The organism is Rhizobium sp. BR 315, assembly GCF_050577975.1.
GTDB lineage: Bacteria > Pseudomonadota > Alphaproteobacteria > Rhizobiales > Rhizobiaceae > Rhizobium > Rhizobium miluonense.
Genome location: NZ_JARWKZ010000011.1, coordinates 24,832 through 47,298 on the forward strand (window position 1 = coordinate 24,832; position 22,467 = coordinate 47,298).

At 59.4% G+C, this 22,467-nt stretch carries 20 protein-coding genes; 10 read left to right on the forward strand and 10 right to left on the reverse strand.

Going from position 1 to position 22,467, the window contains the following annotated elements; translation table 11 throughout:
* Positions 1-257: 257 nt before the first annotated feature.
* A complete protein-coding gene (locus tag QD409_RS13820; protein WP_430762917.1) occupies positions 258-932 on the forward strand; it encodes a transglutaminase-like cysteine peptidase in 675 nt (224 codons plus the stop codon).
* Here QD409_RS13820 and QD409_RS13825 read toward each other — a convergent pair.
* Positions 920-1,327, reverse strand: coding sequence for a hypothetical protein (locus QD409_RS13825; RefSeq protein ID WP_430762918.1), 408 nt, complete (start codon positions 1,325-1,327; stop codon positions 920-922). The genes QD409_RS13820 and QD409_RS13825 overlap by 13 nt on opposite strands.
* Before the next feature lie 115 nt (positions 1,328-1,442).
* Between QD409_RS13825 and QD409_RS13830 the strand changes: the two genes are divergently transcribed.
* Positions 1,443-2,408, forward strand: a complete 966-nt coding sequence (locus QD409_RS13830) for a DUF1402 family protein (RefSeq protein WP_430762919.1) — start codon at positions 1,443-1,445, stop codon at positions 2,406-2,408.
* 54 nt (positions 2,409-2,462) lie between these two features.
* On the opposite strand, the gene QD409_RS13835 is transcribed toward QD409_RS13830, so the two are convergent.
* Positions 2,463-3,080: a glycosyltransferase family 29 protein gene (locus QD409_RS13835; protein ID WP_245298053.1), complete on the reverse strand. Its 618-nt coding sequence runs from the start codon at positions 3,078-3,080 to the stop codon at positions 2,463-2,465.
* Between the two features lie 203 nt (positions 3,081-3,283).
* Positions 3,284-4,411: an ROK family transcriptional regulator gene (locus QD409_RS13840; protein ID WP_430762920.1), complete on the reverse strand. Its 1,128-nt coding sequence runs from the start codon at positions 4,409-4,411 to the stop codon at positions 3,284-3,286.
* Positions 4,412-4,633: 222 nt separating this feature from the next.
* On the opposite strand from QD409_RS13840, the gene QD409_RS13845 reads away from it, so the two are divergent.
* Positions 4,634-5,503, forward strand: coding sequence for a glycerophosphodiester phosphodiesterase family protein (locus QD409_RS13845; RefSeq protein ID WP_092851870.1), 870 nt, complete (start codon positions 4,634-4,636; stop codon positions 5,501-5,503).
* A gap of 85 nt (positions 5,504-5,588) precedes the next feature.
* Here QD409_RS13845 and QD409_RS13850 read toward each other — a convergent pair whose 3' ends face one another.
* From QD409_RS13850 to QD409_RS13880, 7 genes are all read right to left on the reverse strand, one after another.
* Complete coding sequence (locus QD409_RS13850; RefSeq protein WP_430762921.1) at positions 5,589-6,044, reverse strand: RpiB/LacA/LacB family sugar-phosphate isomerase; 456 nt, start codon at positions 6,042-6,044, stop codon at positions 5,589-5,591.
* 11 nt (positions 6,045-6,055) lie between these two features.
* Positions 6,056-6,826 (reverse strand): triose-phosphate isomerase, encoded by a 771-nt coding sequence (locus tag QD409_RS13855; protein ID WP_430762922.1) that lies wholly within the window; start codon positions 6,824-6,826, stop codon positions 6,056-6,058.
* Positions 6,823-7,599: a DeoR/GlpR family DNA-binding transcription regulator gene (locus QD409_RS13860; RefSeq protein WP_092851862.1), complete on the reverse strand. Its 777-nt coding sequence runs from the start codon at positions 7,597-7,599 to the stop codon at positions 6,823-6,825. The genes QD409_RS13855 and QD409_RS13860 overlap by 4 nt, the downstream gene beginning before the upstream one ends.
* Before the next feature lie 115 nt (positions 7,600-7,714).
* Positions 7,715-8,653: a sugar-binding transcriptional regulator gene (locus QD409_RS13865; protein WP_092851859.1), complete on the reverse strand. Its 939-nt coding sequence runs from the start codon at positions 8,651-8,653 to the stop codon at positions 7,715-7,717.
* Between the two features lie 123 nt (positions 8,654-8,776).
* A complete protein-coding gene (locus tag QD409_RS13870; RefSeq protein ID WP_092851856.1) occupies positions 8,777-9,709 on the reverse strand; it encodes a sugar phosphate isomerase/epimerase family protein in 933 nt (310 codons plus the stop codon).
* Between the two features lie 22 nt (positions 9,710-9,731).
* Positions 9,732-11,243, reverse strand: coding sequence for a glycerol-3-phosphate dehydrogenase (locus QD409_RS13875; RefSeq protein WP_092851853.1), 1,512 nt, complete (start codon positions 11,241-11,243; stop codon positions 9,732-9,734).
* Between the two features lie 68 nt (positions 11,244-11,311).
* Complete coding sequence (locus QD409_RS13880) at positions 11,312-12,862, reverse strand: FGGY-family carbohydrate kinase (RefSeq protein ID WP_092851851.1); 1,551 nt, start codon at positions 12,860-12,862, stop codon at positions 11,312-11,314.
* Between the two features lie 859 nt (positions 12,863-13,721).
* Between QD409_RS13880 and QD409_RS13885 the strand changes: the two genes are divergently transcribed.
* The 7 genes from QD409_RS13885 to QD409_RS13915 all read left to right on the forward strand — a co-directional run bounded on the left by QD409_RS13885 (position 13,722) and on the right by QD409_RS13915 (position 22,463).
* Entirely contained in the window at positions 13,722-14,378 is a 657-nt protein-coding gene (locus QD409_RS13885; RefSeq protein WP_092851849.1) for a DUF2291 domain-containing protein, read from the forward strand.
* Positions 14,375-15,919: a sugar ABC transporter ATP-binding protein gene (locus QD409_RS13890; RefSeq protein ID WP_430762923.1), complete on the forward strand. Its 1,545-nt coding sequence runs from the start codon at positions 14,375-14,377 to the stop codon at positions 15,917-15,919. Before QD409_RS13885 ends, QD409_RS13890 begins: the two co-directional genes overlap by 4 nt.
* Before the next feature lie 22 nt (positions 15,920-15,941).
* Positions 15,942-16,994 (forward strand): ABC transporter permease, encoded by a 1,053-nt coding sequence (locus QD409_RS13895; RefSeq protein WP_092851845.1) that lies wholly within the window; start codon positions 15,942-15,944, stop codon positions 16,992-16,994.
* Positions 16,995-17,097: 103 nt separating this feature from the next.
* Positions 17,098-18,045, forward strand: coding sequence for a D-ribose ABC transporter substrate-binding protein (locus QD409_RS13900; RefSeq protein WP_167668014.1), 948 nt, complete (start codon positions 17,098-17,100; stop codon positions 18,043-18,045).
* Between the two features lie 271 nt (positions 18,046-18,316).
* Positions 18,317-19,072 (forward strand): DeoR/GlpR family DNA-binding transcription regulator, encoded by a 756-nt coding sequence (locus tag QD409_RS13905; protein ID WP_245298056.1) that lies wholly within the window; start codon positions 18,317-18,319, stop codon positions 19,070-19,072.
* Between the two features lie 54 nt (positions 19,073-19,126).
* Positions 19,127-20,656, forward strand: a complete 1,530-nt coding sequence (locus tag QD409_RS13910; RefSeq protein WP_092851841.1) for an FGGY-family carbohydrate kinase — start codon at positions 19,127-19,129, stop codon at positions 20,654-20,656.
* Positions 20,657-20,717: 61 nt separating this feature from the next.
* Positions 20,718-22,463, forward strand: a complete 1,746-nt coding sequence (locus QD409_RS13915) for a glycerol-3-phosphate dehydrogenase/oxidase (RefSeq protein WP_430762924.1) — start codon at positions 20,718-20,720, stop codon at positions 22,461-22,463.
* Positions 22,464-22,467 lie beyond the last annotated feature (4 nt).

Genomic DNA, 22,467 nt, shown 5'->3' on the forward strand with positions numbered 1-22,467 from the left:
TTGAAGTAACCAAATCATAAACGCGGTCAAGACAATTCGGCAATCGTCATATGTCGATGAAATCACATATCTTTCCGCTCGCGGCTCAATCTTCGACCAGCTGGGTCGCCGTGCCTTCACCTAGGAAAAATCGCTATGCGGCATCAGCGCTATGGTTCATAGCAGCCCAAAACGCGACTTCGCTAAAATGCGAATGATCTTCTTCCGAATAAATTTGACCGCATCGGATTTCATGAGCGCAATTCATGGAGCCGACTATGCGTTCATTCCTCATCGCTGCAAGCCTTCTCTTCGTAGCCGGCCTGTCGTTTTCGACAGTCACCACTGCAAAGCCGGTGGCGAATGCCGCGAACACGCCAGCCCGTCAATTTGCACGGGTGGTCACGGATGCGAGCGTACCGGTCGGCTGGGCAGGCTTCTGTTCGGCACAGCCGGCGGAATGCGCGACGGGCGAGAAAAGTGATGAGTTCGTCGCGATCAACCAGGAGCGTTGGGGGCAATTGCAGCAGGTCAACAGCCTCGTCAATCACGAGATCCAGGGCGTCGGCGACAACGACCACTACGGCATCTACAAACTCGGTATCATCAACTGGTGGACCTATCCCGACGACGGCGCCGGCAATTGCAACGACTACGTTATCCTCAAGAAGAAGTTGCTTATCGAAGCAGGCTGGTCCCGCTCCGCACTGCTGCTGACCGTCGTTCTCGACAAGAATAACGAGGGACATCTTGTCCTGATGGCTCGCACGAGCGATGGCGACCTTATCCTGGACAACCTCACGGACACAGTCAAACCTTGGGAGGGTGCGGGCTATACCTTCATCAAGCGCCAGTCCGCCGACAATCCGAATAATTGGGTTCGGCTTGAATCCGGACGCACGCCCGAACAGCTCGCCATGATCAGCAAGGTATTGGCCTCTCACTCGCAGTGATTGGCGGACCAATAGGTATCGACCAAGCCTCTGCCATCCTGATCCAGTATGGCAAAATCACCCGGTATGATCACGAAGAAGCGCTCTCCGTCCCCTGCTCCGGAGGCTCTATCGACGCGGCCGCAGACGACAAAGCCAGGCATTCGCTCACTCGGCTTGGCGCTCAATATATGAATGGCGGACGCCGGCACATCGATCCTTCGCGCAACGGCAGTTTTGGCAAGGGCTGGAACGTCAGCCATCGTCGGCACAGCCTCGCCCGGCGCGGCCGCAAGCAGGATACTTCCTGCTACAACAAGATGTTTCAACGAAATCCCCCCGAAAACCAGGACGGCAGGCCCGAAACTCGCCTCGGCAGCATTGCCATGCACTTCTGCAGCCAGAAGCTGCTTCATGCAAAGTTTATTGTGATTCGCCGGACAGAAGAAGCGCCCGCCCTTGCCTTTGCGGGCTGTTCGACTATGAAGATCATCCCCGTGCCGGGGAACATTTTTGAAAGTCTACTTACGAATGCGTACAAGCCTGTCGAGAATTCCGGCACTCAGTCTTCTTCTCATCCTTACCCTGACGGGCGCCTCTTTTGGGCATGATCTGGTGCGTGTGCCGCCCGGCAATCGCAACAGCACGCAGCCGCCGATCCCCAACACATCGGCATTGCGGGCCAAGGCGTTCAACACGAGCTACGAGGAAAAATACCAGAAGATCGTCGGTGTGCTTCGCGAAGACAAGGAGCTGATCGCTTCGATCAAGAAGGCTGCACAGGCCTATAGGATCGACCCGATCCATATCGTCGGTGCGCTTGTCGGCGAACACACCTACAACATCACGATCGTCAACAGAGTGAAGTCCTATTACGTAAAGGCCCTCGCCTATTCTCAGGCCGATTTCAAATTCAGCTACAAGGATGTGAGCGTCCAGTCCTTCATAAAGAAGCCGGAATTCGCCCATTGCGACGCCTTTACCGGCAGCGCCGAATTGTGGGAATGCCGCGACGAAACTTGGGACAAGAGTTTTCGCGGCAAGGTCATCGACGGCGTCACCTATGAAAACATGACGTTCCAGCGCGCTTTCTTTCAGCCGTTTTTTGCGGGGCAAACCTTTGGCCTTGGTCAGATCAGCCCGCTGACCGCGCTTGAGGTCACCGATCTCGTGCATGCCACCAGCGGCCTGCCGAAGCTATCGGCCGAGGATCCGCAAGCCATCTACCGTGATATCATGGATCCCGACCGCAGCGTCATCTACATCGCAGCGATCGTCAAGGATGCCATGGATGTCTATCGCGCTCAGGGCTTTGATATCAGTGAAAATCCCGGCCTGACTGCCACGCTCTATAATGTCGGGCAACCGCGCCGGCGCGCCCTTGCCCTGCGGCAAGCGTCGGATGCGTCCGGCGGGAAGAAGCTGCCGGAAGAGAACTATTATGGCTGGCTGGTCAATGACAGGCTATCTGAGCTGAACAGCCTGTTAGGGCAGTAATAAAGGGCCATGCCCTTTCAAATCCATAGCTGAATGAAGTCGATCTCGCCTGGCTCACGCAAGCATGCCGATGCGGCCGCTCGCAATCTTGTCCTCGACCCAGGCGCGCTCACTCTGCCAGTCGTGCCGCCTCCACCCCTTCCAACCGAAGCCGCATAGGCGGATATCCCATTCGGAGGCGGGGAAATTGGCCAGAGCATAGCAGATGCCGAGAAAGCCGGTGCTTGGAAAGACGGTCCGCATCTGGTTCGCCGCAATACCGAGCTCAGCACAGCCCTCGGCATAGAATTGCGGCGGCATGATGCGGATCTCCTTGCCGGCATGCCCGATAAGTTCAATCGCTTGCGCTGTCCAATCGGCCCTTCGACCCCTCAAGCGCTGGAAGATGTTGGGCTGCGGGTGATATTTGCGGATGATCTCGGGATGGTAGGCGAGCATCAGTACTTTTGCGCACTTGAGCGCCGCATTTTCCAGAAAGGCCGGATCGACCATCCGCTTATGCAAAGCTTTGCTCGACGCCGCCAGCACGAGCACATCTGTGCGAGAGCCGCTCCTGTCGTCGAGGAGGTTCGGCTCGTTAAAGCGCATGACAAACTCGGCATCGTCGATGACCTTGGAAAGATCACGCTCCAGCCTTCCATTGCCGATGATAATAGCAGTCTTACGCGCCAATTGCGGTCGTCCAGCAAATTCCGACGGTGGTCTATCAACGCCTTCTGACAATCCGCTGAATCTGTCATGCAGCGGAACGGATATCCGGTTTCCTGTCGCGCCCAAGGCCTGCTTTCCGAGGTTAGCTATGTCCGCCGTTCACATGTCCGCGGGGGTCGGCGCCACATTGCTCACCCAAATGCGCGCCGATTAAGGCCGCAATGTTACAAAAAGTAAACGAACTTTAACGGAAGTAAAGCCGCCCCGAGGGTGGCGGCATCTCCCTTCGTTTCGCTGAGGACCAGTCGCGCCTCATTTGGCGCGACGCCATAGCGATGGCGACGCTCAGATGGCATGAGCACGCGGGAGATCATCATCCGCCCCAATTCCTGAGGTAATTGCCCGCCAAAGACAATGGCTTGCGGGTCGAGCACGCCGATTAATGCCGCGATCAATCGATCGAGCATAGGCATCGTATCGGCGAGCCAGCCCTCCACACCTGGCCAGGCCGGATCGAAATTTTGTCGCAGCTCTTCGATCGAGCCAATGTGGACGCCATTCTCACGCAAAGCAGCAATCAGGTATTGCAAGGCCGGTCGCCGCGACATTTCGTCGGGTGTGTAGATCATGCTGAATTCCCCGGCATTGCCGTGGAAGCCGACATAGGATTTACCCTCCAGAACGAGACCGCCACCAAATCCGTAATTGAAGGAAAGATAGGCAAAGGTTCGGCACCAGCGCCCGACCCCGCGCAGGCTCTCGCCGATCGCGCCTGTCGTGGCGTTGTTTTCCAGCCATACCGGCAGCTTGAAAATCTCTTCCAGCTCCGGGCGCAGTTCGATCAATGACCAGTCCCGCAAGGGTTCGGGAGCGTTGAAGACATGCGTGTCGAGCACGAAGAAGCCCGACATGGCAAAACCAAGCCCAACCAGGCGATCACGATGTATGCCATGCCTTTCCAGGAGGTCTTGAAGTGTTCCCGCGAGCGCGGCGAGCGTTTCGCGGCGATCGCTCGGCACCATCTTCAGCATCTCTTGCGCGACGATGTTGCAGCCGAAATCGGCAAGCGACAAAATAGCTGAGTCGGTGTTGATGGAAATGCCGACGGAATAGACCGCCTCCTTCACCAGTTCGATCGTCGGACTTGGCTGACCACGCACGCCTCTAAGCGGTGCCGCGGTGCGGAGCAGACCGCGTGCAATCAGTGCCTCCACCAGGCGATGGACCGATTGCTGCGTGAGATTGGTGTGCCCTGTGATCAGCGCGCGCGCAATCGGCTCATGGCGACGAACAATATCAAGGATCAGCCGTTCGTTTTCACTCGCCAACGGGGATTTCTCGAACGCAATCATGCACCTAATCCTCGATCCTGCAATCCCGCCTTAGCCTCTCGCACGCCTGCTTGCAATCCAGCGATAGCGCCTTTCTGCACGGTTGTCACAAATACTACACTCTATGTGTATTAATAGGCAACTACGCCGCCTGTCCCCAAAGCGAAAGGTCGGCGCCAGAACCATTGGCGTTTGCATTCCTCGACCGCCAAGGAAAACCCTTCGCTTAAGAAAGCCACCTTCATGTCCAGCCAGACCACCGCCGCTCTTGCGCCACGCACCGACATTTACGACCTTCTGTCTCGCTCCAATCCGGACATTCTTACCATCGCGCATCGCGGTTTGTGGTCGGCAGCGCCGGAGAATTCGCTGGCTTCAATCCGGGCTGCTGCCGAGCTAGGCGTCGAATTCGTCGAGATCGACACGCAAGCGACCGCTGACGGCCGCCTTGTCGTCATCCATGACAAGACGCTCGACCGAACCACCTCCGACAAGGGCGTGGTCGGCGCCAGCAGCTTCTCAACCGTTCGCGATGCGCGCCTTCGCGCCGGTGCCGGCGGCGAGGATGCACCACTAACCGACGAACGAGTGCCGACGCTGGAGGAGGCTCTCGAAGAGGCGCGCGGCCGCGTCTTCGTCAATATTGATACGAAGTTCCCGCACGAACTGCCGCTGGTCATTGCGGCGGTCCGGCGGCTTGGTGCGGAAGATCACGTCATCATCAAGTCTGATGTCGATCCTGAGAGCGGCAGCTTTCCGGTGCTTACCGCCGACTGGTTCGGCGCCATCGCACACATGCCGATGTTCCCCGTCAGGCCCGGCAAGTTCGCCGACGATCTGCGGCGGATCGAGCAGCTGCGCGCGCCGATGGTCGAGGTCAAGTTTGCCGATATTGCTGATCTCGCGGCCGGCCGCGAAGAGCTCGAACGCCAGAACATTCGGCTGTGGATCAATACGCTCGACGTTTCCCACAATCTCGATTTCAACGACAGCCGCGCTCTTAAGTATCCCGATGGCGTCTGGGGGGCGCTCGTCGCAGCCGGCGTCGGTGCTATCCAGACCGACACGAATGTCGAATTCAAGCAGTGGCTGGCGGGCCGAAGCGCCAGATAGCGGACTGTCAGCTCGGCGCCGGATACAGGAAAGCCCGGCCGATCGGAAGGAGCGGCCGGGCTTTCCGCGTCTTGGGAGACGGTCTTTATCGAGCGTTGTACTTCGCGTCGACCTCGTTGATGGCGTTGACGTTACCGGCCGAGCGGCCCTTCTCGTCGAAGCTCTGCGCCAGGAAGGCGTCGGCAATCGCCTTGGCAAGTTCGGTGCCGATGACCCGGGCACCCATGGTGATGATCTGAGCGTTATTCGACAACGCAGCACGCTCTGCGGAATAAGTGTCGTGAGTGAGCGCTGCGCGAATACCCGGCACCTTGTTGGCCGAGATGCAGACGCCGATGCCTGTGCCGCAGACGAGGATCGCCTTGTCATAGGTGCCGTCGATGACGCCGGAGGCGACACGGTCGGCGAGATTGGCGTAGAACGGGTCGGCGCCTTCCTGCGTGCGCGACACTTCGCTGACGTCAAAACGGTCCGTCAGGTGATCGGCGAGAACCTTGGAGAGGCCTTCGCCGGCGCTGTCTCCAGCAATAGCAAGCTTCATGATGTGTCTCCTTAGAGTTTGGCGGCGCACTTGGCGAGAATGTCGAGATAGCCTTCGACGTTCCAGGCGGAGCGCCCGATGAAGAGCCCGTCTACGTTCGGGCAGGATATGAGTTCTTCGCAGTTTTGCGGATTGACCGATCCGCCGTAGAGGCATGGAATCTTTCGGCCGAGCACCTTTTGCGCGACCGCGATGATTTCGGCCTGGCGCGCATCGGCATAGGAAGGCTCGGCCGGAATCCCCTTTTCGCCGATCGCCCAGACCGGCTCATAGGCCAGCAAAATTTCAGCCTGCTTCTGCGATGCAGAAAGCTGCGAGAGCGCGCCGACAACCTGCTCGCTCAGGATCTCCGTTGCACGACCGCTTTCGCGATCCTCCAGCGTTTCACCGATGCAGATGAGCGGGATCAGACCATGGCGAACCGCGGCCTCGGCCTTCAACCCCACGGTTTCGTTGGTCTCGCCGAAATGCTCGCGACGTTCGGAATGGCCAAGCTCGACGACGTCGAGATTGCAATCCTTCAGCATCAGCGGCGAGATTTCCCCCGTCCATGCGCCCTGATCGGCCCAATGCATGTTCTGTGCGCCCACGTTGACGGAGGTTTCCGACAGGATCGCCTTTACTTCGCGAACGGCCGTGAACGGCGGAATGATAAAGCGTTGGATACGCGCGTCACGAAGAGCATCGGCTGCACGCAAGGCTTCGGCGAAGGCGCGCGCCTCCGCCAGCGTCTTGTTCATCTTCCAGCTGGTGCCGATCCAATAGCGGGGCGTCTCTGTCATGTCATATCCTGGTTCGAAGCAATGGTAAGAGTGATGCCGTCACGACGGAATTGATCGAGAATGGCGGCATCGGGTGCGCGATCTGTAATGATGGCATCGAAATCGGCGAGATCGGCCATCACATGCAGGGCCGTATGACCGATGCGTTGATGGCTGACGAGCAGGCAGCTCTTGGCGGCTGAGGCGATCATGGCGCGCTTGGCGCGCACGACATTATCATCCATGTGATAGGCAAGCCTGCCGGAGATGGCCGGCGTCGACAGAAAAGCGATGTCGGCCCTCAGCCGCGACAGCGCCTCCTCGGTTACGACGCCGAGAAAGGCGTTGAACTTGGCGGAATAGACGCCGCCAAGCGCGATCACGGTGATGCCGCTTTCGCTTTTCATGCGGTCTATGATCGCTGCGTTGTTGGTGATCAGCGTCAACGGGCGCTTTTGCAGCAGCATCTCGCCGAGAACGGCGGCCATGGACCCGTCATTGACCATAACGGTCATGCCGGGCTCAACGAGATCCAGCGCACAATGCGCCATGCTGAGCTTCTCTTCATGATCCTGCCGCTCTCGGAAGCGGAAATCGCTCTCGAACTGCGTGCCGGCATCGATCGTCGCGCCTCCGCGAACTTTGCGCAGCACGCCGGCCTGCTCGAGATCGTCAAGGTCCCGGTGAATGGTCATCTTGGACACGGCGAAACGATCGGCCAGATCGTCGAGATCGACGGTCTTATGCTCGACGAGCAAATTGATGATCAATTGCTGGCGCTCTTCTCGCTTCACCTTGCTCTCCGGCTATTTGCCAATGGAACCAAAGAAGATATAACATTTATATATCACAATTCAACATTGGTATTGTGATATTGAGATGAATTCACGTTGCTGGAGCGAGGGCGGCCTATGCGTTCAACAAGGCCCGCGCCGTTCTTTCATCGGTAATCAAGCCGTAGAGACAACGATTTTTCAAAACCGCACGAATGGCCTCGACCTTGGGCAGCCCGCCGGCAAGCGCCACCAGCCGTTCCTTTTTCGAACGCGGCAGCGACGCCGAAAGAGTGCGCGCCGAAAGCGTCGTCTCTAGGATATTGCCATCGGCGTCGAAGAAGTGGCCGAGGATTTCACCGACGCCACCGGCGGCGGTGACTTCCTTGATCTCACGCGGTTCCACCATACCCGAGAGCACGAGCTGCGCCTCCGTGTCGACGGTGCCCAGACCGACCAGCTTCAATTCGGCACCATTTGCCAGATCGAAAACCTCCCTCACGCCGCGCTGCGCCAGCAGCACATCGCGATCCTCGCGGGTGTTGGCGAAAAACGGCACCGGCATCACATGTGCCTGCATGCCGGTCTTTTCAGCGATGCGATGCATCACGTCATAGGGGTTGGCGGCATAGTTTCTCGTGAGCCCGCCGAGCAGCGAGACGAAGCGCAAATCCCTGGCGCTGACGCGCGACATATGATGAACCGCAGAAGAAAGGGTTCGGCCATGGCCAAGGCCAATGACCTTGTTGTTGCCGCTTTCGATCTCACGGCGCAGAAATCCGGCACCCGCTTGCCCAAGAGCGCGAAACTCGTAGCCGTCTTCGCCAAGGTCAGGCGCGACCTCGCAATATTGCAGACCGAAGCGCGCCACTAGTTCCGTTTCCAACTCGACGCACTCGACAATATCGCCGTCGATCGTGACTTTCACGACGCCGTCGGCCACGGCACGCGCAATCAACCGGTGTGCCTTCACGGAGGGAACACCGAGCCGTTTTGCCACCTCGGACTGCGTCAGTCCGCCGGCATAATGCAACCAAGCCGCCCGCACGGCGAGCGAAGCATCCGCATCCGTCATAGACCGTTCCCTTTCATTGTCTCACGCATAAGGTTCCGCCCACTTCTAGATCCCGATTTGGTTTCCTCGACATCGCCTCGTGACCGATTTGACTGCTGGTTCGAGACCAGATCATTTCTATAGCTAGATATGCAAATCACTGAGGCCCGTGTCGATATGAGGTGCCCAGAAGGCGACACTTTCGGCAATCTGCGAAATGACCTGACGGTCGTTCGGCTCGCGCTCCTTGAACGACAGCTCCAGGCAGATCTCGTTATCCTTGGCGCCACCTTCGGCAAACGCCTTCAGCAGCGATTGCGGCTGAATGCGGCCCTTGGCGTTGAATTCTGCCGTAAAGGGACGGTGTCCACCCTTGTCCATCAGGCTCTGCTTGATGTGGATGATCGGCGAAACCCTCGGAACGGCGCGTGCCCATGCATAGGGATCGTAATCGTCGGGATTGGCCGAAGTGACATCACCATGGTCGACGTCGGCCATCATCCACATCGGAATGGCGAATGGCGCCTTCGTCAATCTGTTCTGTAGCGACAGGCATGCCTCAATGGTATCGCCGAATTCGCGTCCAATGCTCATCGGCTCCCAGAAGACATAGGAAAGACCGGCCGCCCGGGCGTGCTCGGCCACCTCGCCCCAGCAATCGATCGCGATCTCAATCAGTTCCTCGCGCCGCGCCGGATCGTCGTAATCCTTGTAGGTGAAGATCGCAAACTGCGTACCGACGGAATGGCCGCCGAGGTCGGCGGTGATATCGGCAAAGGTCTTGAACCAGTCGACATAGTAGCGCCTGACATCCTTGTCCGGATGACCGAAATGATTGAGACGGCCGTAGGGACCGGTCATGCCGGAGGTGACGCGAACGCCGGTGCGCCTCAGCGCTACCTGCATGTCGCGCGTCAGACGGCGGATAAGCGACGCCTGCCAGCTCGGATTGATGAATTCGTGGGTCAGCTGCAGATCGCGGATGCGAAGATCACGAGCGACTGTTTCAATCAGGTCTGAAGGCTCCGCGAAGCGGTTCACCAGCGGGTTGGTATTGAGTGACAGGGTCAAGGGCATCGATGTCGTCTCCCGGCAATGTTCAGGCGGCCAGCGCCAGTTCGGCGTCGAACCAGGCGGAAAATGCCGCCTTCTCCTCGGCCGTCATGCGCAGGCCTTCCTTGGTGCGGCGCATGAGGACGTCCTCTGCCTTCTGTGCCCACTCCGAGGCGGCCAGATAACGCGCCTCCGCTTCGTAGAGATTGCCGCCGAAGTGACGGCCAAGCCCCTCAAGCGAACGGGCGTCGCCGACGATCAGCTTGGTGCGCGCGCCATAGAGATGTCCGTAGTGATTGATGAGCGCGCGAGGCATCCAGGGATAAGCCGTGCGTAGCTTATCGGTGAAGGCGACATAGTCGGTATTCAGGATCTCACCGCCGGGAAGAGTGGCGCTGCGCGTCCAGTCGCCGCCCATCTTCGGGAAAAACCTGGCAAGCTTCTGCATCGCATGCTCCGAAAGCTTGCGGAACGTCGTGATCTTGCCGCCGAAGACGTTGAGAAGCGGCGCACCGCCGGTCTCGTCGAGATCGAAGACATAATCGCGCGTCACGGCCGAAGGATTGCCCTTGCCGTCGTCGAACAGGGGCCGCACACCGGAGAAGCTTTCGAGCACGTCTGAACGGCGCAGCTTTTCCTTGAAGTAGCGGTTCACGGCCGCGATCAGATAATCGATTTCCTTCTCGTCGGCCTTCACCTCTTCGGGCCTGCCTTCATAGGGAATGTCGGTCGTACCGATCAGCGCCTTGTCGCCTTCATAGGGGTTGATGAAGATGACGCGCTTATCGTGGTTCTGGACCAGATAGGCCTGCTGTCCGTTCCAGAACTTCGGAACGATGATATGGCTGCCCTTGACGAGCCGGACGCTGCGGCTGCTGTTGGAGCCGGCAACGCGATGGATGATGTCGTTGACCCAGGGTCCCGACGCATTCACCAGCGCCTTGGCACGCACAGTGCGCACTTCGCCGGAATGCTGGTCGCGCATCTGAACGGTCCAGCCGCTCTGATCGCGACGGGCACTGATGCAGGCGGTGCGTGTCAGGATCTGCGCGCCCTTGGCGGCGGCATCGAGCGCATTGAGGACAACAAGGCGAGCGTCATCGACCCAACAGTCGGAATATTCGAAGCCCTTGGAGTACTGATCGAGAATAGGCGCTCCCTCGGGATCGCGGTGCAGATCGAGCGAACGCGTGCCCGGCAGCTTCTTGCGGCCGCCGAGATGGTCGTAGAGAAAGAGGCCAAGGCGAACGAGCCATGCAGGACGATCCGTCGGACTGTGCGGCAGCACGAAACGCATCGGCCAGATAATATGACTTGCGGAATTGAGGAGCACTTCGCGCTCGATCAGGGCCTCGCGCACCAGTCGGAACTCGTAATATTCGAGATAACGCAGGCCGCCATGCACCAGCTTGCCGGACCGCGACGACGTTCCTTCCGCCAGATCGCCCTTCTCGCACATCATCACCGAGAGGCCTCGTCCGGCCGCATCGCGGGCAATGCCGGCACCGTTGATGCCGCCGCCGATCACGAAGAGATCGAAGATTTCGGGTTCAGTCATGTCGTGCTCCTTCGGATGCCTCTGGCATCATCAAATCAAACTTCACGGGCAGCGGGGCGCTATGCTGGCTAGTGCAGGGCAAGTTTGTCCCAGCCGGGCGCAATCGCTTCGCGTACATCCTTGTAGGCGTCAAACAGGCGGTCGTAGCGCTCGGCATCCCCGGCGTTCGGGGCTTCGGCTTCACCAAGCAAGGGTGTCACCCAGTCGGCAATGCAGCTGTCCATGTCCGGATAGGCGCCGACCGCAACCGCCGCCATCATCGCGACGCCGGCAGCTCCCGCCTCCTCGCGGTCGGAAATTCTCACCGGCGCATTGACGGCTGCGGACAGGGAACCGCGCAAGGCGCGCGAGCGGGCAGCACCGCCCGTGATGCGCAATTCAGACGGCATATCGCCCATGGCCGTGTAACAATCGCGCGTTGCCATGCCGAGCCCTTCGATCACAGCGCGCAGCATGTCGGCGAAGCCGTGACGTGTCGAAAGCCCGGTAAAGCCGGCACGCGCATGCGCATTGACGAAGGGGCCGCGCTCTCCGGCCTCGGAAATATAGGGATGATAGAGAAGGTTTGTCGGGCGACTTTCGGCAAACCAGGCATCGATACGCGGAATGAGGTCCGAATAGGAAACCTGGCGACCGCCCTCAGAGATCAGATCCGCCGCTATCCGCAGGATCCAGTCGACATTGATCGTCGCGCCCATATTGGTCTGAACCTGCGTGACGATGCCCGGGATCGGCAAGGCAATGACATAACCGGTCCCCTCGTCATTGAGTTGAACGTCGGGGACGGCCTTGGCGCGCATATGCACGCCCGTCGAACCGATCGTCGAGCAGGCCGCGTTCTGACCGCCCGTGCGCACGCCGGCGCCGAGAGCGGTCATAACCATATCCACATAACCGAGGCACACCGGAGTTCCGGCAAGCAATCCAACCGCTTTTGCCGCCCCGGCGGTCAAGGGATGGCTGATTTCGGTGCCGTCGATGATCTCAGGCAGAAGCGAACGCCTGCGTGCAAGACCGAGAGCATCGATCACAACCGGATCATATTGGCGATTGCGGAAATTGCCGAAAGTAAAGCTTGCCTCCGACGGATCGGTCGCGCGAATGCCGGTCAGGTTCAGATAAAGCCAATCCTTGCAATGCAGTGACGCCTCTGCCCGATCGAGAAGCTCGGGCATGAGGCGATCCATATGGGCAAGCTGCGCACCCTGCTGGCAGGTATTGAGCCCGGTGCCAGTCGCCTCGAAGCGGGCGCGGTTGCCGGACCCGGCGCTCAGCCGCGTCACGGTCGGCGCGGCACGCGCGTCGAGCCAGAGCCAGGCGTCTCCAACCGGAGCGTTGCCGGCGCCGACGAGCCATGTGCCATCCCCCTGCCCGGTCACGGCTATGGCTGCGGTGCGAGAGGCAAGATTCACCACCGTTTCGCCAAGACCGCGCAGAGCACTGACGCAATCGGACCAGGTCTGGCCCAACGACTGCGTGACGGAACCATCTTCGCCCGTCTCGTATCGATTTCGGGCTGACGCCGAAGCTATCTGCCGACCAGACAAGTCGAAGGCGACCGCCTTGAGGACGGAGGTTCCCGCATCGATCCCAATGATGATCCCGTCACTCTTAGGCATTGCGCGCCGATCCCATCACCACGCGCCCTGCGACAGGGACGCAAGCATTCACAGAAAACATCTCATTCCTCCCGGCTCGCCCTTTGACATGAGCCTTCGCTGCGAAGGTGCCCACACCACGACCAGACAATAAGACCGATCGCATGATCACCCCTCACCCAATCGCAATCCAGTAACGCGATTGCCCACTTATAACATAAAGATATCATTGTCACAGTAAAAATTTTCTGGTGTTGTAATTTTTTTCATATAAAATAGGCATTGCCAACTCCCCGATCATGCCTAGGAGGAATCGTCGCAGCGAGCCGAGGAAGGGAATTCCATTGCGTGATACGCCAGAAGCGTGATCCGCGCGGAGAGTCGGCGAACCCGCCATATTTTTTGCTATTATAGCTCTATATCAATGGCTTATTTCCGAGCTTTGCACAAAGCCAACACCGCATCAGCGGCGGAGATGGCGATCTCAAGCTTGATTTTCCAAGCTAAAGTTGCAGCCCACCAAAGGCAGCGAACGTTAACTTGCAAGATGATGACGAACGCAGGAAACACGATATTTGGCGATTGACAGGCTCTGAAATTTATAACATACAAAATACAGTTATTAACACAACTCTATCACAAAGGCCGCAGATCAGCGGCTGCAGAAGCGAAACGGATGACTGGAGGAGACGGTCACCCGATATGCTGAGGAGGATCCCGATGTCGAACTCCCTTTCCAATCACGGCTTGAAGCGAAGCCTAGCGGAGTGCCCGCATGTTCTAATGGGCAGCAACGGTCTTCGATAGATCCTTGCCGGGAACGCAGCGCCTTTCTTTCTCCAGCAAGTAATCCGGCCGATACGCCGAAGGTCGTTTGAACATGAATACGCAAATTCAATACGCAACCGCCAAGCCGACAGGCTCCAAGCTCAAGATCATAACGGGCGCCGCCGCCATCGTGATCGTGATTGGCGCCATTGCCGCCGATACCAAAGTGGTCAAGATCGGCTCCGAGCACGACGTGCGCGAACAGGGCTTCCAACCTGATGCCTATGGCGCCCAGGAATTCCCGAAGGTGCAGATGGATGTGGCGCAACGGGCCGTCGATGCGGTGGCGCTCGCCACCGCCGTGCTTGCCGACAAGAAGATTGCCGGCGAGAAATATGGCGTGGCAACCACGACCGGCCCCGTGCTTCCAGTCTCGCTCAGCGGCACGTTTGGCGACCGCAAGGCCAACCTTAACGAGTTCAAGGTCGACGGCATGCCGGATGGTGTCACCGTCCGCATACAAACCGGCCCCGCCATCAATGGTACAGATTTGCGCGATGCAACCGGCAAGATCGAATTCGGCCAGTTCACCAATCAGATCGAATATCAGAATGCCGGCTCCGCCATCAACAACGAGATGAAGAAGGCAACCCTTGGAAGCATCGATCCTGAGAAGCTGACGGGCAAGACTGCAAAGATTGTCGGTGTCTTCAAGCTCATCAATCCGAAGAACTGGCTTGTCACGCCGGTAAAGGTCGATGTGAAATGAGCCAGGCCCCGCAAAATGGAGTGGCAAAGGGCGAAGTCGTTCTCGCTGCCCGCAACGTCGCTAAGTCGTATGGCAGTGTCCATGCGCTCAAAGGCGTGAACTTCGATATTCGGCGCGGCGAAGTCACTACGCTGTTTGGCGAGAATGGCGCCGGCAAATCGACGCTGATGAAGATCCTTTCCGGCGTCATCCAGCCATCCTCTGGTGAAATCATCCTCGACGGCAGCCCGATCAGCTTCGCCTCGTCTACCCATGCGCGCTCCTGCGGCATTTCCATCATTCACCAGGAATTGAGCCTGGCGCCCAATCTCAGCGTTCGCGACAACATCTTCATGGGCCGCGAGATCATGAAGGGCGGCGTGGTCGACTTTGCCGAAGAAGAGCGTCAGACCCGGGTCCTGATGGAGGAGCTGGAAGAAAATATCGATCCGCTCACACCGATCGAGGATCTGCGTCTCGGTCAGCAGCAGATCGTCGAAATTGCCCGCGCTCTTTCGGTCAATTCACGCATTCTGATCATGGATGAGCCGACATCGGCGCTCAGCGCCACGGAAGTCGAGGTCTTGTTCAAGGTCATTCGCGACCTTACGGAGCGCGGCGTATCGATCGTCTATATCTCGCACCATCTCGAAGAGGCGCTCCAGATCACCAACCACGCCGTGGTGCTCCGCGACGGCAACATGACGGCCTATGCGGAGCGCACGGACATCGATCTCGAATGGATCGTGCGCAACATGGTCGGTGACAATTTCGATCTCGGCAGCCCGCCGGCCGGCCACAAGATGGGCAGCGTCGCATTGACGATCGATAGCCTCACCGTTCCAGGCCCGTCCGGCGCCGCCTACAATGCGGTCGATCGCATGTGGCTTCAGGTCCGCGCCGGCGAAATCGTCTGCATCTACGGCCTGATGGGTGCCGGGCGCACCGAATTGCTCGAATGCGTGGCTGGACGCCTGAGATCGAGCGGCGGCCACGTGCTGCTCGGCAACACCGACATTGGCGGCCTGAGCATCGCCGGCCGCATCGCGCAGGGCCTGGTCCTGGTGCCTGAAGATCGGCAGCGCGACGGCCTCGTCCAGACGATGACCGTCGGCTCGAACCTGTCGCTTGCCAGCATCGGCGCCTTCACCAAGGGTCTGTTCACCTCAGGCGGCCGCGAGCGGGCACTGGTGGACCAGTCCATCCGCAAGGTTCACATCAAGACCGATGGCGGCGCTGCGGCGATCGGTTCGCTGTCGGGCGGCAACCAGCAGAAGGTCGTGATCGGCAAGATGCTGGCGACGAACCCAAGAGTGATCCTGCTCGACGAGCCAAGCCGCGGCATCGACATCGGCGCCAAGGCCGAGGTCTTCAAGCTTTTGGCAGAGCGCGCCAAGGAAGGTCTGGCGGTGATCTATTCGACGTCGGAAGTCGCCGAATGCCTAAGCATCGCCCATCGCATCATCGTCATGCACCGCGGCAAGATATCAGCCGAATTCGGTCCCGACGTCCCCAAGGAAAAGATCATGGCCGCCTCTGGCGAAGCAGTGGTCGCGCACTAGCCGCATTCATGGAGCACTGATTATGTCAGTCACGAACATCACAGATAAGAAACCCATTTCGAACGAACAGCGGCGAAGCTTCAATATCGTACGGCTGATCCTTGAAGGGCGCGCTTTCTTCGCGCTGATCGTCATCATCGCGGTCTTCTCCTTTCTGTCGCCCAATTACTTCACGCTGGGCAACTTTCTGACCATGTCCTCGCATGTGGCCATCTTCGGTATCCTTGCGATTGGCATGTTGCTCGTCATCCTCAATGGCGGCATCGACTTGTCGGTCGGCTCGACGCTCGGCCTTGCCGGTTGCGCCGCCGGCTTCCTGATGCAGGGCGTCACTCTTTCGAGCCTTGGCGTCATTCTCTATCCGCCAGTCTGGGCCGTCGTCGTTTTGACCTGCGCTTTCGGAGCCGTCATCGGCGCCGTCAACGGCGTGCTGGTTGCCTATCTGCGCGTCCCCGCCTTCGTCGCCTCGCTCGGCGTGCTCTACGTCGCCCGCGGCATCGCATTGCTGATGACCAACGGTCTTACCTACAACAATCTTGGCGGTCGTCCGGAGCTCGGCAATACCGGCTTCGGCTGGCTCGGCTTCAATCGGCTTGCCGGCATTCCGATCAGCGTCATCGTGCTTGCAGCACTGGCTATCATCTGTGGCCTCGTCCTCAGCCGCACGGCCTTCGGCCGCTGGCTTTATGCCTCAGGCGGCAACGAGCGTGCGGCCGATCTTTCCGGCGTGCCGGTCAAGCGCGTCAAGATCGTCGTCTATGTCCTGTCGGGCGTCTGCGCCGCTATCGCAGGCCTGGTGCTCTCCTCACAGCTGACCTCCGCAGGCCCCACCGCCGGCACCACCTACGAGCTGACGGCGATCGCCGCTGTCGTCATCGGCGGTGCCGCATTGACGGGTGGACGCGGCACGACGCGTGGCACCATGCTCGGCGCCTTCGTCATCGGCTTCCTGTCCGACGGTCTCGTGATCATCGGCGTCTCGGCCTACTGGCAGACAGTCTTTACCGGCGCGGTCATCGTGCTCGCCGTTCTCATGAACAGCATCCAGTACGGACGGCGGACCAAATCCGGCTGACACTTCCATACGACCTTGTCACCGACCGATGAAATGCATCGGCCGGAGAAAGAACGGCCGGTTCGCCGGCATCACCAGAGCTCATCAAAAGGGAGAGAGACTAATGTTTAAAAAAGGTTTGCGCATTGTCATGGCAGCGGTTGCTGTGGCACCGCTTCTAACAGGAGCTGCATGGGCCGCCGGCCAGATTACCGTTATCGTCAACGACCCGTCCAACCCCTACTGGCTGACGGAAGGCAATGTCGCCAAGGCGACCGCTGAAAAGCTTGGCTACACGGCAACAGTCGGTGCCCACAAGGGCGACACGAATACCGAAAGCAACCTGATCGATACGGCGATTACCAACAAGTCGGTTGCCATCATCCTCGATCCGGCCAATGCCGATGGTTCCGTCGGTGCGGTCAAGAAGGCCGTGGCCGCCGGCATCCCGGTTTTCCTCGTTAACGCCGAAATCAACCAGGAAGGCCTTGCCAAGGCCCAGCTCGTCTCCAACAACGCCCAGGGCGCGGCCATCGGTGCACAGCAATGGGTCGAAGCTATTGGCGACAAGGCCAAATATGCCGAACTGTTCGGCGCTCCCTCGGATAACAATGCCGCAACCCGTTCGAACGGCTATGAAACCGTACTGACGCAGTATCCCGATCTGCAGAAGGTTGCCAAGGAAGTCGCCAACTGGGACCGCACCCAGGGCCACAACAAGATGCAGTCCATGCTGCAGGCTCACCCGGATATCAGCGGCGTGATTTCCGGCAATGACGAAATGGCGCTCGGCGCGATCGCCGCCCTCAAGGAAGCCGGCAAACTCGCCAACGTCAAGGTCGGCGGCTTCGACGGTTCGCCGGACGCGGTCGCCGCTATCAAGTCCGGCGAATTGCAGTACACCGTTCTGCAGCCGGTTGCCGTCTTCTCGCAAGAAGCCGTCAAACAGGCCGATAGCTTCATCAAGACCGGCAAGACCGGCGCAAAGAGCGAAAAGCAGCTTTTCGATTGCCTCCTGATCACCAAGGACAATGTCGCGAAGTACACGGCACCGTTCGTTCTGTCCGAGTAATGACATCGGGGGCGCCGCAAGCCGGCGTCCCCAACCCCTTGACCGCTATCGGCGGCACCCTGGCTGAACGTCAGACACAACTTGCGGAAACCCTAGTAGCGAATTGTTCTTTCTATTCTTTTCCCATAGCATGACATTCGCTGCAGCAAATTAACATCCGCAAGGCACAGCGCCAGAGGCCAACGTGAAAGACAAGACAAGCCCCGTATCATTCCTGCAAGACGAGTTGCCGAGCGACAGCCGGCACTCCCGTCAGATCGCCCGACGCCAGATGATTGCCGAAGCCGTCATGGCGGAAGGTTCCATGCGTATCGAAGATCTGACGGATCGGTTCGGTATCAGCCTGATGACGGCACATCGCGACGTTGACGAGCTGGTCAGCCGAGGACTGTTCCGAAAGACGCGCGGCATCGTCTCCGCCGCCGCGACCAGCCTGATTGAATCGAGTGACGTCTACCGCGCCAACCGACAGGCAAGTGAGAAGAAGATGATTGCCGCCGCCGCCATGCAGTTCATCGAGCCGGGCCAGGCGATCTTCCTCGACGATTCCACCACCGTCCTGCAGATGGCTTCGCAGTTGCCGGCCAAAGTTCCGCTGACGGCGATTACCAATTCGCTGACGCTGATGAATGCGCTCAAGGACATGCATGACGTCAACCTGCTGGCGCTTGGTGGGCAGTATTACAATTGGTGCAACGCCTTCATGGGGCGCATGACCATCAACGAGATCAACCGGCTGCGGGCCGACGTTACCTTCATTTCCATGTCAGCCATCATCGACGATGTCGTGTTTCATCAATCGCCCGAGATCGTCGACATCAAGCGGGCGATGTTCGACAGTTCGGCCAGGCGCATCTTGCTGATGGATCACACCAAGTTCGAACGACGGGCCCTGCATAGTTTCGCGCATTTGAGCGAATTCGACGTCGTCATCGTCGACGAGAAGACACCTGCCGCTCATCTGGAGCGCATGCGTAACAAGAATATCAATGTGGTCGTCGCCAAGGGCGACAAGGAGCGATCCTGACGGACGGCTCCGGCAGGGGCCGCCTTACGTCGCTCACGATCGGGAGTAATGAGAATGCCGAGTCTGCTCGGAATTGACAGCGGTTTGACCGTCACCAAGGCCGTCATCTTCGATATCGATGGAACTCCGATTGCTGTCGCCCGCCGCCGTGTGACCCAGTTCATGCCGAAGGCCCGCCACGTTGAGCGCGACATGGAGGAACTCTGGACCCGAACGGCCGACGCCATAGCCGAGGCGATCAAGCTCAGCAACCGCCCCGCCAGTGATATTCAGGCGATCGCCGCCACTGCCCACGGCGATGGCATCTATCTGGTCGACAAGGCCAAGAAGCCGCTCGGGCGCGCCATTCTTTCCCTCGACAGTCGCGCCCGGTCGATCGTCGAACAATGGTTGAACAGCCCGCTTGCCGACGAAGCCCTGACGCTCACCGGTCAATTGCCGCATGTCTCGGCCCCATCAGCGCTGCTTGCCTGGATCAAGGCCAATGAGCCCGAGCGCTTTGCACAAATCGGGCATATCCTCAGCTGCAAAGACTGGCTACGCTTCTGCTTGACTGGCGTTGCCGGCACCGACCGGACGGAGGCCAGCACCTCCTTTACCAATGTTTCGACGCAGGACTATTCGCCGGATGCCCTGAAACTGTTCGACCTCGGTGAGATGATCGGTGCCTTGCCGCCTGCCTCGCGATCCGACGAGGTTGTGGGATACGTGACCGAAGCCGTCGCGAGGCGGACGGGCCTTGCCGAGGGCACGCCCGTTGTTGCCGGCCTGCATGATGTGACCGCCTCCGCCCTTGGCGCTGGCGGGTATGCCGACGGCGTCGTCGCCGTCATTGCCGGCACCTATTCGATCAATGAGACACTTTCGTCGGAGCCGCGCGCCGACCCCCGCTGGTTCTGCCGCAATGCCATCGCGCCTGGACAATGGAATAACATGTCGATCTCACCGGCATCGACGGCCAATTACGACTGGTTCCTGGACAAGCTTTGCGCCGGCGAGCGTACAGGAGCAGAGGCTTCAGGCCAATCGATCCACGCCGTGTTGGCGCCCGAAATCGAGGCTGCGTTCAACCGTCCGTCGAGCGCCCTATTCCATCCATATCTGTTCGGCTCGCCCTACGGCGCCGATGCGAGCGCCAGCTTCTTCGGGCTTGGCGGCTGGCATGATCGCGGCGACATGCTGCGTGCCGTCCTTGAAGGCATCGCCTTCAACCACAAGATTCACATTGATGCCCTAAGTGACGGTTTTTCCTTTAATCAGGCACGGTTGGCGGGTGGCGTGTCGCGCAATCCGCTCGTTGTGCAGATGTTTGCCGATGTGTTCGGCATGCCTGTTACCGTCACCGAAACCGACGAGGCAGCCGCCTGGGGTGCAGCACTTTGTGCCGGCGCCGGGATCGGCGTCTACGCCAACCCGGAAAGCGATCCCCGAAATGTCGGCAAGATCGCCAGAACCTATTATCCCGATTCCGCCCGCAGTGCCGCCTATCGCATCCGCTATGACCTCTTTCGCGACATCGCCGAGGCGATGTCGCCGCTCTGGCCGCGGATCGGCAATCTCGCAGTTCAACACTCCCAAGACTAGACCGCCAATTACGCCGCGCAGACCGGCTGTTTTCGCGGCAGTTCAGCAGGACGATAATGTTATGACCGATATGGCCGCCGATCTGAAACAACGCTTCTCGCAACTTCAAGACGGAGGGATCGACGTCGTCATCTTCGGTGCCGGCGTCAATGGTGCCGGATTGTTTCGCGATCTCTCGGCCCAGGGCATCAACTGCCTGATCCTCGATAAAGCCGACTTCGGCTCTGGAACGAGTGCAGCACCATCACGGCTGATCCATGGCGGCCTGAAATATCTGGAAACCGGCGAATTCCGACTCGTCGCTCAATCGGCGCTTGAGCGCAACCTTCTATTGAAGAACGCGCCGCATTGCGTCGAGGCGCTACCGACATTCGTGCCGATCTTCTCTTGGATGCGTGGTATACCGGCGGCCCTTCGCACGCTTGTCGGATCGACGACTGCTCCGCGCAGCCGTGGCGCAGTGCTCATCAAGATCGGACTTGCGCTCTACGACTTCTTCGGGTCGCGCAACCGCGTCATGCCCCGCCACAGGTTCCTGTTGAAGGGCCGCGCCCTAAAGGAAATGCCGCATGTCACACCACAGATCGTGGCGGGCGGCATCTATTATGACGCTAAGATCAGCCGACCGGAGCGGTTGGTCTATGAATTGGTCAATGATGGGCTTGAGGCGAACAAGGGCTCGCTGGCGGCGAATACCACAAAGCTCGTTTCCGCGGCAGAAGGCCTACTGACCTTCCAACGCGCGGATGGATATGCCTTCTCGGTCAAGCCGAAGCTCGTCGTCAACGCCGCCGGCCCCTGGATCGATCAAGTCAATGCCGCTCTCGGCGCACCGGCTCATCATCTCATCGGCGGCACCAAAGGCTCGCACATCCTGCTCGATCATCCGGAGCTGGTGCGCAGCCTGAACGGCCACATGATCTATTTCGAGGCCGACGACGGCCGCATCTGCCTCGTCTATGGCTATCTCGGCCAAGCGCTGGTCGGCTCGACCGACATTCCCTGCGACGACCCCGACAATGTGCGCTGCGAAGAACATGAGATCGACTATTTCCTCGACAGCGTGCGGTCGCTTCTGCCGAGCCTGCGTTTCGAGCGCGACCAGGTGACCTATAGCTATAGCGGCATCCGCCCCCTGCCCGCCTCGGACGCCTCGTCACCGGGCCTGATCAGCCGCGATCACTCCGCACCCATCTTCGAGCCGCAGCTTGGACGCCCCTTCCCGATCATCTCGCTCGTCGGCGGCAAATGGACCACCTTCCGCGGCTTTGCCGAGGAGGTTGCCGATACTGTGCTGACGCGCCTTCAACGCAGCCGAAAGAGATCGACCGAGCGCCTCGCCATCGGCGGCGGACGGGATTATCCGGTGGGCTCCCATGAGCGTACGAGCTGGATCCGATCGATGGCAGCAAAAACCGGCGTGGACGCAAGCAGGGCCGATGAGCTGTTGAGCAGATACGGCACGACGGCAGCGGCGATCCTTGCCCATCGTTCGGAGTATAGCGACAGCCAACGTATCAGCGGCGCGCAACGCCATAGCACGCTCGAGATCGATTGGATCTCGCGGCAAGAATTGGTCGTCCATCTCTCGGATATTGTCTTCCGCCGCACGACAATGGCGATCGAAGGTCTCTTGACGATCCAGGGCTTGCGTGAAATCGGCGCGATCGCAGCTGTGGCCTTGCAATGGGATGCACAGCGACTGAGCAGGGAAATCGACGACGTCGTGACGTCGCTGGCAAAGTTTCACGGTCAGGTGCTGACCGAAGAAGGCGTGCGCCGGGCGGCAATCCCGGCGACACGCTGATCTA

Coding starts and splice junctions, on each gene's coding strand:
- QD409_RS13820 (WP_430762917.1), top strand. CDS start 258: ATGCGTTCATTCCTCATCGCTGCAAGCCTTCTCTTCGTAGCCGGCCTG.
- QD409_RS13825 (WP_430762918.1), bottom strand. CDS start 1,327: ATGAAGCAGCTTCTGGCTGCAGAAGTGCATGGCAATGCTGCCGAGGCG.
- QD409_RS13830 (WP_430762919.1), top strand. CDS start 1,443: ATGCGTACAAGCCTGTCGAGAATTCCGGCACTCAGTCTTCTTCTCATC.
- QD409_RS13840 (WP_430762920.1), bottom strand. CDS start 4,411: ATGATTGCGTTCGAGAAATCCCCGTTGGCGAGTGAAAACGAACGGCTG.
- QD409_RS13845 (WP_092851870.1), top strand. CDS start 4,634: ATGTCCAGCCAGACCACCGCCGCTCTTGCGCCACGCACCGACATTTAC.
- QD409_RS13850 (WP_430762921.1), bottom strand. CDS start 6,044: ATGAAGCTTGCTATTGCTGGAGACAGCGCCGGCGAAGGCCTCTCCAAG.
- QD409_RS13855 (WP_430762922.1), bottom strand. CDS start 6,826: ATGACAGAGACGCCCCGCTATTGGATCGGCACCAGCTGGAAGATGAAC.
- QD409_RS13865 (WP_092851859.1), bottom strand. CDS start 8,653: ATGACGGATGCGGATGCTTCGCTCGCCGTGCGGGCGGCTTGGTTGCAT.
- QD409_RS13870 (WP_092851856.1), bottom strand. CDS start 9,709: ATGCCCTTGACCCTGTCACTCAATACCAACCCGCTGGTGAACCGCTTC.
- QD409_RS13875 (WP_092851853.1), bottom strand. CDS start 11,243: ATGACTGAACCCGAAATCTTCGATCTCTTCGTGATCGGCGGCGGCATC.
- QD409_RS13880 (WP_092851851.1), bottom strand. CDS start 12,862: ATGCCTAAGAGTGACGGGATCATCATTGGGATCGATGCGGGAACCTCC.
- QD409_RS13885 (WP_092851849.1), top strand. CDS start 13,722: ATGAATACGCAAATTCAATACGCAACCGCCAAGCCGACAGGCTCCAAG.
- QD409_RS13890 (WP_430762923.1), top strand. CDS start 14,375: ATGAGCCAGGCCCCGCAAAATGGAGTGGCAAAGGGCGAAGTCGTTCTC.
- QD409_RS13895 (WP_092851845.1), top strand. CDS start 15,942: ATGTCAGTCACGAACATCACAGATAAGAAACCCATTTCGAACGAACAG.
- QD409_RS13900 (WP_167668014.1), top strand. CDS start 17,098: ATGTTTAAAAAAGGTTTGCGCATTGTCATGGCAGCGGTTGCTGTGGCA.
- QD409_RS13905 (WP_245298056.1), top strand. CDS start 18,317: ATGATTGCCGAAGCCGTCATGGCGGAAGGTTCCATGCGTATCGAAGAT.
- QD409_RS13910 (WP_092851841.1), top strand. CDS start 19,127: ATGCCGAGTCTGCTCGGAATTGACAGCGGTTTGACCGTCACCAAGGCC.
- QD409_RS13915 (WP_430762924.1), top strand. CDS start 20,718: ATGACCGATATGGCCGCCGATCTGAAACAACGCTTCTCGCAACTTCAA.